Origin of the sequence: Mycolicibacterium lutetiense (genome assembly GCF_017876775.1) — a bacterium.
Taxonomy (GTDB): domain Bacteria; phylum Actinomycetota; class Actinomycetes; order Mycobacteriales; family Mycobacteriaceae; genus Mycobacterium; species Mycobacterium lutetiense.
This window is the reverse complement of the sequence record NZ_JAGIOP010000002.1, coordinates 1,822,393-1,839,265: the sequence shown is the minus strand read 5'-3', so window position 1 is coordinate 1,839,265 and position 16,873 is coordinate 1,822,393. Positions and strand designations below refer to the sequence as shown.

At 66.7% G+C, this 16,873-nt stretch carries 13 protein-coding genes; 7 read left to right on the top strand and 6 right to left on the bottom strand.

All coding sequences use genetic code 11. From position 1 onward, the window contains the following. Nucleotides 1–33 precede the first annotated feature (33 nt). Nucleotides 34–804, top strand: coding sequence for an SDR family NAD(P)-dependent oxidoreductase (locus tag JOF57_RS18125; RefSeq protein WP_209918733.1), 771 nt, complete (start codon nt 34–36; stop codon nt 802–804). On the opposite strand, the gene JOF57_RS18120 is transcribed toward JOF57_RS18125, so the two are convergent. Next, entirely contained in the window at nt 773–1,570 is a 798-nt protein-coding gene (locus JOF57_RS18120; RefSeq protein ID WP_209918731.1) for an enoyl-CoA hydratase/isomerase family protein, read from the bottom strand. The genes JOF57_RS18125 and JOF57_RS18120 overlap by 32 nt on opposite strands. Before the next feature lie 274 nt (nt 1,571–1,844). On the opposite strand from JOF57_RS18120, the gene JOF57_RS18115 reads away from it, so the two are divergent. Continuing rightward, nucleotides 1,845–3,068, top strand: a complete 1,224-nt coding sequence (locus JOF57_RS18115; RefSeq protein WP_209918729.1) for an IS110 family RNA-guided transposase — start codon at nt 1,845–1,847, stop codon at nt 3,066–3,068. Between the two features lie 30 nt (nt 3,069–3,098). On the opposite strand, the gene JOF57_RS18110 is transcribed toward JOF57_RS18115, so the two are convergent. Further along, complete coding sequence (locus JOF57_RS18110; RefSeq protein WP_209918727.1) at nt 3,099–3,779, bottom strand: TetR family transcriptional regulator; 681 nt, start codon at nt 3,777–3,779, stop codon at nt 3,099–3,101. 145 nt (nt 3,780–3,924) lie between these two features. Between JOF57_RS18110 and JOF57_RS18105 the strand changes: the two genes are divergently transcribed. The 3 genes from JOF57_RS18105 to JOF57_RS18095 are packed head-to-tail and all read left to right on the top strand — an operon-like array spanning nt 3,925 to nt 7,065. Then, nucleotides 3,925–4,977 (top strand): ferredoxin reductase, encoded by a 1,053-nt coding sequence (locus tag JOF57_RS18105; RefSeq protein WP_209918725.1) that lies wholly within the window; start codon nt 3,925–3,927, stop codon nt 4,975–4,977. Between the two features lie 38 nt (nt 4,978–5,015). After that, the gene (locus JOF57_RS18100; protein WP_209918723.1) at nt 5,016–6,167 is read left to right on the top strand and encodes a fatty acid desaturase family protein; all 1,152 of its coding nucleotides are present in this window, start codon (nt 5,016–5,018) and stop codon (nt 6,165–6,167) included. A 58-nt stretch (nt 6,168–6,225) separates the two neighbouring features. Then, a complete protein-coding gene (locus JOF57_RS18095) occupies nt 6,226–7,065 on the top strand; it encodes an SDR family NAD(P)-dependent oxidoreductase (RefSeq protein ID WP_209918721.1) in 840 nt (279 codons plus the stop codon). A gap of 56 nt (nt 7,066–7,121) precedes the next feature. Here the strand turns inward: JOF57_RS18095 and nei2 are convergent, their stop codons facing one another. The 3 genes from nei2 to JOF57_RS18080 are packed head-to-tail and all read right to left on the bottom strand — an operon-like array spanning nt 7,122 to nt 13,096. Next, entirely contained in the window at nt 7,122–7,874 is a 753-nt protein-coding gene (gene nei2 / locus JOF57_RS18090; RefSeq protein WP_209918719.1) for an endonuclease VIII Nei2, read from the bottom strand. Between the two features lie 11 nt (nt 7,875–7,885). Then, entirely contained in the window at nt 7,886–12,406 is a 4,521-nt protein-coding gene (locus JOF57_RS18085) for an ATP-dependent helicase (RefSeq protein WP_209918717.1), read from the bottom strand. 36 nt (nt 12,407–12,442) lie between these two features. Further along, nucleotides 12,443–13,096, bottom strand: coding sequence for a TetR/AcrR family transcriptional regulator (locus tag JOF57_RS18080; RefSeq protein WP_209918715.1), 654 nt, complete (start codon nt 13,094–13,096; stop codon nt 12,443–12,445). Between the two features lie 64 nt (nt 13,097–13,160). Here JOF57_RS18080 and JOF57_RS18075 point away from each other — a divergent pair, with 64 nt between their 5' ends. Together JOF57_RS18075 and JOF57_RS18070 are read left to right on the top strand one after the other, a co-directional pair. Beyond that, nucleotides 13,161–14,552: a cytochrome P450 gene (locus JOF57_RS18075; protein WP_209918713.1), complete on the top strand. Its 1,392-nt coding sequence runs from the start codon at nt 13,161–13,163 to the stop codon at nt 14,550–14,552. A 79-nt stretch (nt 14,553–14,631) separates the two neighbouring features. Beyond that, nucleotides 14,632–16,083 (top strand): lipase maturation factor family protein, encoded by a 1,452-nt coding sequence (locus JOF57_RS18070; protein ID WP_209918711.1) that lies wholly within the window; start codon nt 14,632–14,634, stop codon nt 16,081–16,083. Here the strand turns inward: JOF57_RS18070 and JOF57_RS18065 are convergent. Beyond that, nucleotides 16,063–16,869, bottom strand: coding sequence for an SDR family NAD(P)-dependent oxidoreductase (locus JOF57_RS18065; protein ID WP_209918709.1), 807 nt, complete (start codon nt 16,867–16,869; stop codon nt 16,063–16,065). The two genes, JOF57_RS18070 and JOF57_RS18065, sit on opposite strands and share 21 nt — an antisense overlap. Nucleotides 16,870–16,873 lie beyond the last annotated feature (4 nt).

The following is a 16,873-nucleotide window of genomic DNA, read 5'->3' as shown; positions in this document are numbered from 1 at the left end:
GCGAGCGGACCGCGGTGATGTTCTACTGACGGGGTGAATCGTGAGACTTTTGACCATCTCTTCGATATGACCGACCGGACCGTGATCGTCACCGGTGGTACCCGAGGCATCGGATTGGCTCTCGCCGAGGGCTTTACGCTGGCCGGTGCCCGGGTGGTGGTTGCCAGCCGCAAGCCCGAGGCCTGCGAGCGGGCGGCCGAGCACCTGCGCGGGCTCGGGGGACAGGCGATCGGAGTGCCCACACACAGCGGGAACGTCGACGATCTCGGCGCGTTGGTGGAGCGCACGGTGGCCGAGTTCGGCGGGATCGATGTGGTGGTCAACAACGCCGCCAACGCCCTGGCCCAGCCACTGGGGCAGATGACACCGGAAGCCTGGGCCAAGTCCTATGAGGTGAACCTGCGTGGGCCGGTGTTCCTGGTGCAACACGCCTTGCCGTATCTGAAGGCCAGCGCGAAGGCCGCGGTACTGAACATGGTGTCGGTCGGGGCGTTCAACTTTGCACCGGCGCTGTCGATCTATGCCTCGAGCAAGGCCGCGCTGATGTCGGTGACCCGGTCGATGGCGGCCGAGTTCGCCCCGTTGGGCATCCGGGTGAACGCCCTGGCCCCGGGACCCGTCGACACCGACATGATGCGCAACAACCCTCGGGAGGCCATCGAGATGATGAAGGGCGGGACCCTGATGAAGCGGTTGGCCACGCCGGACGAGATGGTCGGTGCGGCCCTGCTGATGTGTTCGGACGCCGGCAGCTATATGACCGGGCAGGCCATCATCGTCGACGGTGGCGGGACACCTCGCTGACCTCGGCGAGGCTTCCGGTGCCCACGGACAGGATCTGGCTGCGGTTCTCGACGTGCAGCGCGGTCTCCAGACAGCCGGCGTCGAGGTTGGCCCAGAGCACCTGTTTGGTCGATTCCAGACCGAATTTACCGTAGCTGCACAGGGTTTCGGCGATTTCCAGGGCGGCATCGACCAAATCCGCGGTGTCGTCGACGATGCGGGTGACCAGGCCGAGCCGCAGCGCCTCGGCCGCCTCGACGGCCCGTGCGGTGAGGATCAGGTCGAATGCCGGACCCGCACCGATGATCCGGGGCAGGGTGTAGCTCACGCCGATGTCGCAGCCGCCGATACCCAGCTTGATGAACTGGGTGCAGAACTTCGCCGACGGGCCGGCGATGCGGATGTCGCTGGCCGCGGCCAGGGCGAAGCCGCCACCGTAAGCCGCGCCGTTGACCGCCGCGATGACGGGTTGACGCAGCCGGTGCAGTTTGACCGTGAGGTTCGCGATGCGTTCCTGCCAGCGCATGCCCGAGCGGGGAAACTCGGTGCCGCCGCCGGCCTCCGTCGGATTCGGGTCGCTCAGATCCAGGCCCGAGCAGAAGCCACGGCCGGCGCCGGTGAGAACGACGACGCGGCACTCGTTGTTGGCCGCGATCTCGTCGAGGGTGGTGTGCAGGGCCTCGACCAATTCGTACGACAACGCGTTCAGTTTGTCGGGCCGATTGAGCGTGATGACGGCGATGTCGGGCCGCGGGAAGGCAAGGTCGAGTGGCTGTGTGTCGGGCATGGGCCGGACCCTAATGGCAGTTGATCGGCGAGCCTCGAACGGGTAGTGATCCTGCAGCGGGACGCTGGTCGCTGAGCCGCCGGTCGGTGAGCACTTCCGGTCCCTGGAGTGATGTTCGATTCCTAAGGCTAGATCGTGCCCCGGCCGGTTGGTGAGGCTTCCTGTAGTGCTGATGGGGTGTCGTGCCAGGTTGGAGCACTGATCCATTAGGTCGCCGCCGGGTTGTCTTGGGCTCGAACAGGTTCCACCCCAATTCGGCATAGGAGGTGATTCGATGATCTTCATCGGCGACGATTGGGCCGAAGATCATCACGACATCCACGTGATGGACGACGACGGCACACGGCTGGCCTCGCGCCGGCTGCCCGAAGGGCTGCCCGGAATCCGCGGATTCCATGACATCGTGGCCACCCACGCCCCCGACCCCGGCCAGGTCGTGATTGGCATCGAAACCGATCGGGGTTTGTGGGTCAATGCGCTGGTCGCGGCCGGTTACCAGGTGTATGCGGTCAACCCGCTGGCGGTCGCGCGCTACCGCGACCGCCACCACGTCTCCGGCGCGAAATCCGACGCAGGGGATGCCAAACTGCTGGCCGACCTGGTGCGCACCGACCGGCACAATCATCGCCCGATCGCCGGGGACAGCCCAGACGCCGAGGCGATCAAGGTGTTGGCGCGTGGGCACCAGAACTTGATCTGGACCCGCAACCGGCACACCAACGCGCTGCGCTCGGCGCTGCGCGAGTACTACCCGGGCGCGTTGGCCGCCTTCGACGACCTGGCCGACCGGGACGCCTTGGCGATCCTGAATCGGGCTCCCAGCCCCGCTGAGGCCGCAGGGTTGAGCCTTTCCAAGATCCGATCAGCGCTCAAAAGCGCTGGGCGGCAACGCAACGTCGATGTCCGGGCACTTGAGATCCAGACGGTGCTGCGCACTGAACAGCTCGTTGCACCCGCCGCGGTCACCGCGGCGTTCGGCGCGACCACCCGCGCCACCGTCGGCATCATCATCGAGTTGAACCATCAGATCGCCGCTCTCGAGGCCGAGTTGGCGACACATTTTGAGACGCACCCGGACGCCGACATCTACCTCTCCCTGCCAGGACTCGGTGTCATCCTCGGCGCCCGGGTGCTCGGTGAGTTCGGGGACGACCCGAACCGCTACACCACGGCCAAGTGTCGCAAGAACTACGCCGGAACCTCACCATTGACCGTCGCCTCAGGCAAAAAACGCGCGGTGCTGGCCCGCCATGTCCGCAACCGACGTCTCTACGATGCGATCGACCAATGGGCCTTCTGCGCCCTGAACAACAGTCCCGGCGCCCGAGGCTTCTACGACCAGCACCGCGCCGCCGGCGACTTACACCACCAAGCGCTGCGTGCCTTGGGAAATCGCCTCGTCGGCATACTGCACGGCTGCCTTCGCCACCGCACCCGCTACAACGAACAGACAGCCTGGGCACACCGCCAAACCACCGACAACCCCCAAGCAGCTTGACAACTTACGGTCCTGGGATGTCTAGCCGAGTCAGTCGCTACGCCAGCCCGCGACGCCGACCACGATCATGCGGAGTTGCTTGCGTGCGGTCTGTTTGATGTCCTCCAGCGCCTTCGCGTCGTTGGCATCCTCGATGGATTCCGCCGTGACCATCATCGAGTTGACGAACAGCCCGGACAGAATATTGAGATCCTCGCTGCTCCACGTGGTCAAACCGGGTAGCCGGGACAGGTCGATGGCCAGTTCTGAGGTGATCAACCGGATTTCCGTGCGGATCGCATAGCGCACGACGGTGACCCCGGTGTTGCGTTCGCGACTGATGAAGCGCCAGTGCTCGGGCCGTTCGCTGACACTGTTGAACAGGATGTCGACCGAGGACTCGATGATGCGCTTCGGGTCGAGCTGACCGGCGCGACCACCGCGGAGCATCTCCCGCAGGGCGCGGAAGGACTCGTCGATCAGCACCAGACCGAGCGCATCCATGGTTTCGAAGTGCCGGTAGAAGGCGGCAGGCACGATGCCGGCCTCTCGGGTGACCTCACGCAGGCTGAGTGCGCTGAAACTGTCCTCTTCGAGCAACTTCAGGGCAGCCGTGATGATCGCGCGGCGGGTGGCTTCCTTGCGCTCCTCGCGAGACAGATTGTCCTTGGAGCGGGAGCTTGACGAGCGGCTCGACCGCCGGTCTCGTGAACTGGGGCTACGACTGTTCACCGAAAAAAGTTAGCACAGGGACGTCGAACGCCTGATCGGAACGCTTGTGTATGACATATAGGCACATTTGTTCACCACGTGATCCGCACAACAACCTGCGGCTTAACCCTTGACGTGAACGCTCGGGCGGCCTCATTGTGTACATATGTTCACCGAAACTTTGAGCCGCCGAATCCGGCGCTCCGCCCTGGTTGGGATCCTCACCGGCCCGCACGGCGTGGACCGGTACACCGAGGTTTACGACCGCACCTGGACCGTCAACGACGCCCGCGCCAAGGTGGTCGCCGTCCGTAAGCAGACACCGCGCAGCGTCACCCTGACCCTGCAGCCCAACGACGCCTGGCGGGGTTTCAAAGCCGGCCAGCACATCAACCTCACCGTCGAGATCGACGGCCGCCGTCGCACCCGGTGCTACTCGCCGGCCAACGCCGAAGGCAGCCCCGTCATCGAGTTGACCATCGGCCGCCACGACGGCGGTCTGGTCTCGCAGCATCTGTACCGCAACGCGGCGCCGGGCATGGTCCTGGGCCTCGACTCGGTCGGCGGCGACTTCGTCCTTCCCACGCAACGGCCCCGCCGCATCCTGTTGGTCTCCGGCGGCAGCGGCATCACACCGGTGCTCTCCATGCTGCGCACCCTGCGGGAGGAGAACTTCGACGGTGAGGTCGCCTTCATCCACTACGCCCGCAACCCTGAAGAGGCCGCGTACGCGACAGAGTTGGCTGCGACGCCTGGTGTGACGGTGCTGCACAGCTACACCCGATCGAACCGGGGCGACCTCACCGGGTACTTCGGTCCGGACCACCTGGCCGCCGCGATGCCGAACCCCGACGCGGTGTTCGTCTGCGGCCCACCGGCTCTGGTCTCCGCGGTCAAGGATCTGCTGCCCGGTGCTCAGTCGGAAAGCTTTGTGCCACCGGTGATCGCCGTACCGACCGAGGTGTCCGGCGGAACCGTCGCCTTCACCGAAAGTGCCGTCGCAGTAGTTGACGATGGCCGGTCGATCCTGGAGCAGGCCGAGGCCGCCGGGCTGAACCCCACGAGCGGTTGCCGGATGGGTATCTGCCACACCTGCACCCGCAAGAAGATCAGCGGGCCGGTGAAGAACCTGATCACCGGCGCGGTCTCGACGGACCCTGACGAAAACATCGAAATCTGCGTAACGGCGCCCTGCGGCGACGTCCAGATCGACCTCTAGCCACCCACTCCCAGCCCTTTTCGAACAAAGGACACACCATGACTCAACGCCCCGCCACCCTGACCCCCGAGCAGGCCGACGCGTTCGGTGCTGAACTCGACTCCATCCGTGAACGCGCCCTCGCCGACCTCGGTGAGCGTGACGCCACCTACATCCGCGACATCATCAAGCTGCAGCGCAAGCTTGAGGTCGGTGGCCGTGCGTTGCTGTTCCTGCCGCCGGCCTGGCCGGTCGGGACCGTGATGCTGGGACTGTCGAAGATCCTCGACAACATGGAGATCGGCCACAACGTCATGCACGGCCAGTACGACTGGATGGGCGATCCGGCGTTGCGCGGCCAGAACTTCGAATGGGATTCGGCGTGCCCGTCGAATCAGTGGCGGCACTCCCACAACTACATGCACCACACCTACACCAACATCGTCGACATGGACCGCGACATCGGCTACGGGGTCCTGCGGATGAGCGAGGACCAGAAGTGGAGCCCGTACTACCTGGGCAACCCGTTGTACGCATTCCTGTTGATGGTGTTCTTCCAGTACGGCGTTGCGCTGCACGAACTGGAGACCGAGCGCATCCGCACCGGTGAGATCAAGCTGCGCGACAAGAAGGACACGCTGCGCGAGATGTGGGCCAAGGTGCGCAAACAGACCGTGAAGGACTACGTCGCCTTCCCGCTGCTGGCCGGACCGTTCGCGCCATTTGTGTTTGCGGGCAACATGACCGCCAACCTGATGCGCAACGTGTGGTCGTACACCATCATCTTCTGCGGACACTTCCCCGAGGGCACCCACGAGTTCACCATCGAGGAGACCAAGAGCGAGAGCCGCGGCCAGTGGTACTTTCGCCAGCTGCTGGGCTCGGCAAACCTGACCGGCGGCAAGTGGTTCCACATCTTCAGCGGCAACCTGTCCTTCCAGATCGAACACCACCTGTTCCCGGACATTCCGGCGCATCGCTACGCGGAAATCTCCGGCGAGGTGAAGGAGATCTGCCAGCGCTACGGCCTGCCTTACAACTCGGGCCCGATCCACACGCAGTTCGCGTCGGTGGTGCGCAAGATCGTGCGGCTGGCATTTCCGTGGGGCGGAAAGCCCAAGGAGGCCGAGCCCGCTGCCAAGCAGCCCGCGGTCGAAGAAACCGCACCTGCCAAGCAGCCGACCTGCGAGCCCGAACTCGTCAACTGCTGAGTGGCGGCAGCGCAGGAACGAGCAGGTAGTCGGGGTCACCTGGACGTACCCTGGCGTCATGCCTTCAGTTCTTGTCACCGGAGCCGCCCGCGGAATCGGCAAGGCCATGGTCGAGCACCTGGCCGCTAGTGGGTGGGATGTCATCGCGGGAGTCAGATCGGAGTCCGACGGTGCCGCGGTGACGGGGCTCAACCCACAACGCATCTCCTCGGTGATTCTCGACGTCACCAATGCGGACCATCTCGCGGCTTTGCCTGCTGCGCTCCCGCAGCGGCTCGACGCGGTGGTGAACAACGCGGGCATCGTGGTGGCCGGTCCGATCGAGACGCTCAGCCCCGAGGACTGGCGCAAACAGTTGGACGTCAACGTGATCGGCCAATTTGCGGTGACCCGGGCGGTACTGCCGAAGTTGCGGGCCTCCCGTGGCCGTGCGATCTTCATCTCCAGCGTGAACGGGCAACTATCCTCGCCGTTACTCGGGGCCTACGCGGCGTCCAAATTCGCCTTGGAAGCAGCTGCCGACGCGCTCCGGATCGAGGTGCGACCGTGGGGCGTGCGGGTGGCTGTGGTGGAGCCGGCGCAGACCGACACCGACATGTGGCGCACCGCCGACGACATGGTGGTGGAGCTGGAAACCTCGATGTCGGCAGAGTATCGCGCCTTGTACGACAAGCACATTGCCGGGATGAAAAAGTTCATCCCGATGTCGAAGAAGATGGCGGTGCCGACTTCCAACGTGGTCGCGGTGGTCGAGGAGGCGCTCACCGCGCGTCGGCCCCGAGCTCGATACCTGGTCGGACTCGGAAGCAAGCTTCAGGTGTCGATCATGAGGAGTATTCCTGCAGCACTGCGTGATCGCGTAATTGCACGAGTTGCCGGCGTGCCGCGCACGCCGTAGCGGGACCACTGGCGTGACGGCGTGCCTCATTCACCATCATTGCCGCACAAAAAGGATTAGGTCTGGCACGCCGGGCACCAATAGGCCACCCGTTCACCGCCGGCGTCGGTCTCGATCAGTGCCCCGCAGCGGCGGCAGGGCTCACCGGCGCGGCCGTACACCCACAGTTGCCGTCCATGCCGGGTATCGCCGGTGGTGGTGCGATTCCCGCGGGACCGGTTGAGCCACAGCATGTCCCGGGCACGTTGCGCGACGCGCAGGGGATCGGTCAGTGAGCTCACCGGAGAGGTGGGCAGCCGACCGAACACGAAACACAGTTCGTTGCAGTACACATTGCCGATGCCGGCCATGACCCGCTGATCGAGCAGCGCCGGCGCCAGGGGTCGGTCCGGATCGGCGGTGAGATTGGCTGCCGCGGTGCGGGGTTCCCAGTCCGGGCCGAGCAGGTCCGGGCCCAGATGCTCGACTGCCGCCATGTCGGTGTCGCGGTCCAGCACTTCCAGCACGCCGAGGTCGATCCCGATGGCCCGACTGTCGGCGGTCTCCAGCACGATGCGGATCCGGTGCGCTGCGACTTTGGACCACCCGATGCGCCAACTGCCCTCCATCTTGAGATGGGCGTGGATGCTGGCCGGACCCACCCGGATGAACAAGTGCTTGCCTCGGCTGAGAACGTCATCGACCACCTGCCCGGCCAGATCCACCGTGGCGTAGCGGGGCACCCTGATATCGCAGCGGGACAACGTCTTACCCGCCAGCGCGTCGCGCAGCGCTGTTGCGGTATGGAAGACGGTGTCACCTTCGGGCATGGCGTTTGCACCTACCGAAGCCGCAAACCGCGCGGGGTGCGGGAAAACCCGGCACCGGTCAGCGCATCCTGCACGGCGGCGCGGTCTTCGTCGACACCGGGATCGAGTACCCCGACCCCGTTGATCCGCTCGACCAAGAGCGACGGGATCCGCCCGCCGCTCACGAGTTCGGCCAGTGCGCCCGCGGCGGCCCGTTGCGTCTCGCTATCGGAGGTGAAGCTGAGCAGGGTCTTGCCGCCGCGTTCCAGGAACCACGCCAGTTGGCCGTCGACCAACGCCACGAGGGCACCCGCCTTGCGGCCGGGCCGGTGTGTGTCCGCGTCGCCTCCGCGCTCGGGCCAGGCCAGAGCAGCGCCGTAAGGGTTGGCCGGGTCGGTCGCGGCGAGCATCACGGCGTGGTACTCGGGCCGCTGCGGATCGACACCGTCGAGGTAGGAGCGCAGTCGGTCGACGGTCGAGGCCGCCGCGAACTGTGCCCCGCCCAGTGACTCGACGAAGTAACCCCGCTGGCAGCGGCCGGCATCCTCGAACGCGGTCAACACCTTGTACAACGTGGCGAACCCCCCCGGCACCCCCTCGGCCGACGCCGCCCCCTTGGTCAGCACCCCATGCCGGTTGAGCAACAGCTCCGCCTGGAAATGTGAGCGGACGGTCGAATCCGGTTCAGCACCAGGCAATGTCGACCACCGCCCGGACACCATTGGATCTGCAGCGCGGCTGTGCGGGCGCGCGACGCTGTAACGGCTGAGCCTGGGTGGACGTTGACGCTGCCGGTGTGCCGGTGTCCCCGACCGTCGGGGGCCAGACAGCATCGCCCGCATCGGGGCGAACGTGTCCCCGGTGATCCAGCCGGCCCAGATCAGTTCCCACAGAGCATTTTTCAGTTCCGTTTCGGAGGCCTGATCGGTCAGTTGGCGGAAGAAGTACGCGCCGCCGTGACCGAGTGTCTCCATGATGGCCCGGTGCGTGTCGGTGAACTCGATTTCGGCAGGGGTGGGCAGGGTCAGCGGCGCAGTCTCGGCCAGGTGGAACGCCACCCAGCCGTCGCTGCTGCCGATCTGCCCGCCGCCCGACCACATCACTTCGCCCGACGCCAGCAGTTCATCGAGCATGGCCGGCTGGTAATCACGCACCCGCTGGCCGAAGACCAGCGCCTCCACGGCCGACGCGGGCAGGAGGACACCGGCCAGCTGTTCGATCACCGCCACCAGCCCGTCGATACCCGAGCTGTGGCTGGACCCGACATGCTGCCAGGACGGCAGGAAGCGGCCGTAGGCCGCAGTGCTGACCGGCTCGACCTGGGCGCGCAGCGCGGCCAGGGAGCGACGGCGCAGGATGCGCAGCACCTCGGCATCGCACCACTGGTCGCCGGGAAGGTCATCAACAAACTCGCCGCGCACCAGCCGGCCGTCGACGGCCATGCGGCCCAACACATCTGCGGTGACCCGCAGGCCGAGCCCGAACCGGGTGGCGACCTCGGTGGTGGTGAACGGGCCGTGCGTGCGGGCGTAGCGGCCGATCAGGTCTCCGAGCGGGTCGTCGACGGATTCGGTGAAGGCCATCGGCACCCCGACCGGGACCGGCGCGCCGACCCCGTCCCGTAGCAGACCGATGTCTTCCACCGCGGCCCACCAGCTCTGGCCGGCATAGGAGACCGGCAGCGCGCGCTTGGCGGCGTGCAACCCGTCGAGCCAGCCCCCGATCACCTCGGTGGTGGCGCGCGCAGCGATCTCGGGCTCGGTGAGGGGACCCAGCATCCGCAACAGGTCGGCCACGGCCTCGGCATCGCGCACGGCCCGTTCCTCGGTCAGGTGTTGCAGCTGTGCCGAAGTCGAGGCGACCACCGCCGGATCCAGCAGTTCGCGGAGTTCCACCCGGCCGAGCAGTTCGGACAGCAGCACCGTGTCCAGCGCCAGCGCGGCGGCGCGACGTTCGGCCAGCGGGCTGTCGCCCTCGTACATGAACGCACCCACGTAGCCGAACAACAGGGAGGCCGCGAACGGCGAGGGGGTGGCGGTTTCCACCTCCACGAGCCGCAGTCGGCGTTGAGCGACCCGGCGCATCAGTTCGGTCAGGGCTGGGACGTCATAGACGTCCTGCAGACATTCGCGCACCGTTTCCAGCACGATCGGGAAGTCGGGGTACTTGCGGGCGATGTCGAGTAGTTGCGCGGCGCGTTGCCGTTGATGCCACAACGGGGACCGCTTGCCAGGGTGTCGGCGTGGCAGCAGCAGGGCGCGCGCGGCGCATTCGCGGAACCGGGACGCGAACAACGCGGACCCGCCCACCTCGGCCGTCACAATGGGTTCGATCTCGTCGGCGTCGAACACGAACAGGTCTGCGCCGGGTGGGGTTTCGCCACTGTCGGGGAGCCGCACGATGATGCCGTCATCCGACGCTGTGGGCTTCTCGTCGATGCCGTACCGTTCCCGCAGCCGACGGCCCACCGCCAGGGCCAGCGGCCCGTGAACCCGCAGGCCGTACGGAGAATGCAGGATCACCCGCCAGTCGCCCAGCTCGTCCCGGAAGCGTTCCACCACGAACGTGCTGTCGCTGGGAACGACGCCGGTGGCCTCACGCTGATCGTGCAGTAGCCGGTGCAGATTCTCGGTCGCGAACCCGGCGAAACCCATTGCCTGGCACCGTTCGTCGAACTCGGCGCGGCCGAGGGAGGCGAGCTCGCCGGTGAACGCCCCGACCGCGGCCCCCAGCTCGGCCGGGCGTCCCACACTGTCGCCGCGCCAGAACGGCAACCGGGCCGGCTGCCCCGGCGCCGGGATCACCAGCACCCGGTCGTGGGTGATCTCGGTGATCCGCCAGCTGGTGGCGCCCAGGGAGATGACGTCGCCGGGGCGGGACTCGTAGACCATCTCCTCGTCGAGTTCACCTACTCGGGAAGGCTTTTCGGAATCGGTGGCCAGGTAGACGGTGAACAGCCCGCGGTCGGGGATCGCGCCGCCGGAGGTGACCGCCAGGCGTTGGGCTCCGGGGCGGGCGGTCAGTGTTCCGTGGTCGCGGTCGTACACGATGCGTGGTCGCAACTCGGCGAACTCGGTGGACGGATATTTCCCGGACAACAGATCCAAGGTGGCTTCGTAGGCGCTGCGCGGCAACGTGGCGAAGGGCGCGCTCCGCCGTACCGCATCGAACCAGCCGTCGGCGTCCACCGGTTCCAGGGCAGCCGCCGCCACGGTGTGCTGGGCCAGCACGTCGAGCGGATTGGCGGGGACGTGCATGGTCTCGATGTCACCGGAGCGCATGCGCTGCACCGTCACCGCACAGCCGATCAGGTCGGTGCGGTGCTTGGGGAACAGCACGCCCTGCGAGATCTCGCCGACCTGGTGCCCGGCCCGGCCGATGCGCTGCAGGCCGCTGGCCACCGACGGTGGCGACTCGACCTGGATCACCAGATCGACCGCGCCCATGTCGATGCCCAACTCCAGGCTCGAGGTTGCCACCACGGCGCGCAGCCGGCCACTCTTGAGGTCGTCTTCGACCTGGGCGCGCTGCTCCTTGCTGACCGAACCGTGGTGCGCCCGAGCCAGCAGCGGCGGTGCGCCGTTGGCCTGACCGCTTGCCATGAGTTGGGCCGGTGCACCACCGCCGACCTGCGGGTTGTGGTCGAGCGAGAGCTCGATTCCGGCACGTTCGGCGTGAATCTCGTTGAGCCGGGAGGTCAACCGTTCGGCCAACCGGCGGGAGTTGGTGAACACGATCGAGGACCGGTGGGCCTCGATCAGATCCACGATGCGTTCCTCGACCGCGGGCCAAATAGATTGGTTGTTGGGCGCGGCCATGTCGGGCACGGGGACCTGCACCGAGAGGTCGAACGTCTTTCCGGCCGGCGGCGCGACGATCGTGGTGGGCGCCTGGCCGGACAAGAACCGGGCGACCTCTTCGGGCGGACGCACGGTCGCCGACAATCCGATTCGCTGGGCCGGCTTGTCCAGCATCTGGTCGAGCCGTTCCAGTGAGAGTGCCAGGTGCGCACCGCGTTTGGTGGCGGCGACGGCGTGAACCTCGTCGACGATCACGGTCTGAACCGAGGCAAGGGTTTCGCGGGCCGCCGACGTCAGCATCAGGAACAGCGATTCCGGGGTGGTGATCAGGATGTCGGGGGGCTTGCTCAGCATCGCGCGACGCTGGCTGGGCGGGGTGTCACCGGAGCGGACGCCGACGCTGATCGACGGGGCCGGCACCCCGTGCCGCTCGGCGACTCGGGTGATGCCGGTCAGCGGGGTGCGCAGGTTGCGTTCGACGTCGACGGCCAGCGCCTTGAGCGGCGACACGTACAGCACCGTCGTCCCGGCGCGGGGACCCGGCGGCAACTGCGCCAGCTCGTCGATGGCCCACAGGAATGCCGCCAGTGTCTTACCCGATCCGGTGGGCGCGATGACCAGGGTATTGAGCCCCTCGGCGATTGCCGACCAGGCCTCGGACTGCGCGGCCGTCGGTGCCGGGAACGCAGCCGTGAACCACTCCCGGGTCAGCGCACTGAACCCGGCCAGCGGACCGGCCGGCGTGGTGGTCATCTAGCCATCTTGCCGCGACGCACCGACAAGCGGGTTTCAGCGGTGTTCGGGAGCAGCTGCGCAGGCCAGTTCGGCCGGCAGTCCCGGGACCCGGCCGATGGCGTCGAGCAGGGCATGGGCGCAACTGTCGGCGACGAAACCCGCGTCGATCGAGGGGTCCTTGAGCCGCTGCCGGCACATCTCGAAGGTCAGAGCCAGCCAGCCGTAGACGGTGGCCCGCAGATCGCGCTCGACCTTCGCATCCAGGGACTCGGATACCGCGTCGCTGATCCGGCCCATGATCCGTTCGGCCTGGCGGTCGTTGTCGACGTCGTCCTCGCCCCGCAGTACCGGGTCGGTACGGCCCAGACCCAGGTAGGCAGCCCAGGCGCCGTGCGGATGTTCCTCGTCGTAGCGCAGGTAGGCCAGAACTCCGGCGCGCAGCTGGTCGAAAAGGCTTTGACCTGGCTCTCCGGCCGTGCTGGTGGCCTCGAACAGTCTCTCGCCCTCCGCCCGGACCACAGCGGCGAAGAAGGCCCGCTTGTCGGGGAAGTAGTGATACATCAGGGCGCGCGACACCCCGGCACGCTCGGCGACTTCGTCGATGCGGACCTCGTCGTACGGTCGCTGGCCGAACACCTCGGCTCCCAGCGCCAACAGCTCGTTGCGTCTGTCGGCGGGGGACAGTCGGCGTCTCGACTCGGCACCCACGTGTGGAGCCTAACGCGAAAGGATCTTACTTGACACATGTATAACAAGGCGGGATCTTGGTGTCATGACCGTCGTGGGCGCGCGGACCTCACCTGAAGGTGCCAAGTATCCGAAACTGCCCCACCCGCCGCGACGCGTGCCCCTGCTCGGTGACGTCTTCGGCCTGCAGCCCGACTCCTCGATGCAGAACGCGCTGGGCATGGCCGAGCTCGGGCCGATCTGCGAATTCCGTTTCCTGGGTGCGCGCTACGTGGTGGTCACCGGCGCCGACGCGGTCAATGATCTCAACGACGAAACCCGCTTCTGCAAGCACGTGGGCCCCGATATCGAGGCCCTGCGGATCGTGGCCGGCGACGGGCTGTTCACCGCGTACAACGACGAACCAAACTGGCATCTGGCCCATCAGCTTCTGATGCCCGCGTTCAGTCAGGCCGCGATGCGTCGCTACCACGCGGTGATGTTCGACGTCGCCGATGAGCTGGCCGGTGATTGGGACCGGAAAGCCGATCGGGGTGACACCGTCGATGTCTCGGCCGACACCACCCGGGTCACCTTGGAGACCATCGGGCGTTGCACGGCCGGGTACTCGTTCCGGTGTTTCCAGAGCGACACGGTGCACCCGTTCGTCGCGCACATGGTGTCGGCGCTCCGGGGCGCCGACCGCTTCGGCGTGATGCGTGAAACTTTCCTGCCCGCCTTCTTCTTCCGGAGCTACGAGCGCCGGCTCCGCCGCGACGCGCGCTATCTGCACGGGCTGGCCGACGATATCGTCTCGGCGCGACGGGCACAGGGATCGAGCGGCCATGACGACCTGCTGCAGATCATGCTGGAGTCCGACCTCGATGCCGCCAACATCCGCTATCAGCTGATCAACTTTCTGATCGCCGGACATGAAACCACTTCCGGTGCATTGTCATTCGCGCTGTACTTCCTGTCGCAACACCCGGAGGTGTTTGCCCGTGCCCGCGATGAGGTCGAGGAGGTGTGGGGCGACGAGCGGCGGCCCGAGTTCGAGAAGGTCGCCAAACTGCGGTATCTCCGGCGGGTTCTCGACGAGTCGCTGCGGTTGCAGCCGACGGTGCCGGCCTACTACCGCGCCGCCCGCGAGGACACCGTGCTCGCCGGAATCCACCCGATGCGCAAGGGCGACTGGGCGCTGGCGCTGACCTCAACCCTGCACCGCGACCCGAGGTGGGGGAGCGACCCAGAGGTATTCGACCCAGACCGGTTCACCCCGGAGCAGATGCGGACCCGCCCCGGCGGCCTGTACAAGCCGTTCGGTACCGGCGAAAGATCCTGTATCGGAAGACAGTTCGCTCTACACGAAGCCGTGTTGATGTTGGCGGTGCTGATCCGACGCTACGATCTGATCGCCGATCCGGACTACCGGTTGCAGGTACAGGAGCGTCTGACCGTGATGCCGTCCGGCTTCCAGCTCGGGTTGCGGCGACGATAGCCGTCCGTACCGCGCATGAAATGCGCCGATTCGGGGTACCGTTTTTGAGGACAGACCCGCAACGTCGGCAGGTCCGCGCATGGAATGGTTCAACGCAGACGAATATTGGTTGGCCCGACAGGTGTTGCAGCGGGGGACCGCCGCGATCTACCTGATCGCGTTCATCGTGGCGGCCCGGCAGTTCCGCGGGCTCCTCGGTGAACGGGGCCTGCTGCCGATAACCCGGTTCCTGGCCGTCAACTCATTCCGCAGCGCCCCCAGTGTGTTTCAGCTGCACTATTCGGACCGCTTCTTCGTCGCAGTGTGCGTAGCCGGGGCGGTGCTCTCCGCGGCCCTGCTCGCCGGCTTCGGCGACGTGGTGCCGCTGTGGGCCGCGATGCTGATCTGGCTGCTCGTGTGGGTGCTGTACCTGTCGATCGTCAACGTGGGCCAGGCGTGGTATTCGTTCGGGTGGGAATCCCTGCTGCTGGAGGCCGGGTTCCTGGTCACTTTCCTGGGCAACGACGACGTGGCCCCTCCACTACTGGTGCTGTGGCTGGCCCGCTGGCTGCTGTTCCGCGTCGAGTTCGGCGCGGGGCTGATCAAACTGCGCGGCGACCGGTGCTGGCGCAACCTGACCTGTCTCTACTACCACCACGAGACCCAACCGATGCCCGGCCCGCTGAGCTGGTTCTTCCACCACCTGCCCAAACCGCTGCATCGAATCGAGGTGGCGGGCAACCACTTCGCCCAACTCGTCGTGCCGTTTGCGCTGTTCGCCCCGCAGCCGGTGGCCAGTGGGGCGGCATTCGTCGTCATCATCACCCAGCTGTGGCTGGTCGCATCGGGCAACTTCGCCTGGCTCAACTGGATCACCATCGTCCTGGCGTTCAGCGCAGTATCGGATTCCAGCGCTGCGGTGCTGCTTCCGTTGTCCGAACACCAATTCGGTCAGACCCCAGTGTGGTTCGCCGTCGTGGTGGTCGGATTCGCGGTAGCGGTGGCCTGCCTGAGTTACTGGCCGCTGCGCAACCTCATCTCCAAACGGCAGCGGATGAACGCGTCCTACAACCGGTATCACCTGGTGAATTCCTACGGTGCCTTCGGCACCGTCGGTCGCACCCGTGACGAGGTGGTCTTGGAGGGAACCTCGGACACCAGCCTGGGCGAGCACACCGTGTGGAAGGAATACGAGTTCAAGGGCAAGCCCGGCGATGTCCGCCGGCGGCCGCGCCAGTTCGCGCCGTATCACCTGCGGCTGGACTGGCTGATGTGGTTCGCGGCCATATCGCCGGCGTATGCCCAGGGCTGGCTGCGCATGCTGCTGACCCGGCTTCTGGAGAACGACCGAGATGCGCTGAAGCTACTGCGTTGCAATCCATTCCCCGACGAGGCGCCCCGATATGTGCGCGCCCGGCTGTACCGGTACGAGTTCAGCACCTGGACGGAACTGCGCCGCGATCACGTCTGGTGGCACCGAATCTCACTGGGCGTGTACGTCCCACCGCAATCGCTTCCGTCGGCCGGGCGCTCATCGGCCGGCGCGCAGTGACCGCTGGTAGCGGCGCATCCCCGCGATCCACCGGTCGTAGTCGGACCCCTTGCGGCGGTACATGTCGAGCACCTGAAGGTGGGGTAGCACGAGAAAACGGTCCGACTGCACTGCCTCGACCGTGGCTGCCGCGACATCCTGGGCACTGATCACCGCACCGGACTGCACAATCGACGCGGCGCCGGCCGCGGAATCCGGATCCGCCGACGCCCGCACCGCGTCGAGTAGCGGGGTGTCCACCCCCAACGGGCATACACAGCTGACCCCGATGCCGTCATCGCCGTACGTGATCGCCAGCCATTCGGCGAATCCGACCGCCGCGTGCTTGGTGACGGCATATCCGGCCGCCCCGATCTGGGATAGCAGGCCGGCTGCTGAGGCGACCGACACGAAGTACCCGCCGCCGCGCGACTGCCATTGCGGGACAAGCACCTGCGCCGCTCGGACGTGGGAGCGCAGGTTGATGTCGATAATCGAATCCCAGCTCTCGTCGGTGCCGAGACCCGGCGCCCCGATGATCCCGGCGTTGGCGACATAGATGTCGACCGGTCCGTAGCGGTTCTCCGCGAGGGTGATCAGCGCGGCGATATCGGTGGAATCGCCTGCGTCGGCCCGCATCCCGACGGCCGCACCGCCGGTGCCGCGGATGTGCTCGGCCGTGCGGGCGGCCGTGTTCAGATCACCGATCACCACGCGGGCCCCGGCCCGGGCCAACCCCTCGGCCAAGGCCCGGCCGATCCCCGAACCGCCGCCGGTGACGATCGCGACGCTGCCCTCGATATCCATGGGT

Excerpts from the sequence above, each read along its gene's own strand:
- JOF57_RS18120 (WP_209918731.1), bottom strand. The coding sequence starts at position 1,570 with ATGCCCGACACACAGCCACTCGACCTTGCCTTCCCGCGGCCCGACATC.
- JOF57_RS18115 (WP_209918729.1), top strand. The coding sequence starts at position 1,845 with ATGATCTTCATCGGCGACGATTGGGCCGAAGATCATCACGACATCCAC.
- JOF57_RS18105 (WP_209918725.1), top strand. The coding sequence starts at position 3,925 with ATGTTCACCGAAACTTTGAGCCGCCGAATCCGGCGCTCCGCCCTGGTT.
- JOF57_RS18100 (WP_209918723.1), top strand. The coding sequence starts at position 5,016 with ATGACTCAACGCCCCGCCACCCTGACCCCCGAGCAGGCCGACGCGTTC.
- JOF57_RS18095 (WP_209918721.1), top strand. The coding sequence starts at position 6,226 with ATGCCTTCAGTTCTTGTCACCGGAGCCGCCCGCGGAATCGGCAAGGCC.
- nei2 (WP_209918719.1), bottom strand. The coding sequence starts at position 7,874 with ATGCCCGAAGGTGACACCGTCTTCCATACCGCAACAGCGCTGCGCGAC.
- JOF57_RS18085 (WP_209918717.1), bottom strand. The coding sequence starts at position 12,406 with ATGACCACCACGCCGGCCGGTCCGCTGGCCGGGTTCAGTGCGCTGACC.
- JOF57_RS18075 (WP_209918713.1), top strand. The coding sequence starts at position 13,161 with ATGACCGTCGTGGGCGCGCGGACCTCACCTGAAGGTGCCAAGTATCCG.
- JOF57_RS18070 (WP_209918711.1), top strand. The coding sequence starts at position 14,632 with ATGGAATGGTTCAACGCAGACGAATATTGGTTGGCCCGACAGGTGTTG.
- JOF57_RS18065 (WP_209918709.1), bottom strand. The coding sequence starts at position 16,869 with ATGGATATCGAGGGCAGCGTCGCGATCGTCACCGGCGGCGGTTCGGGG.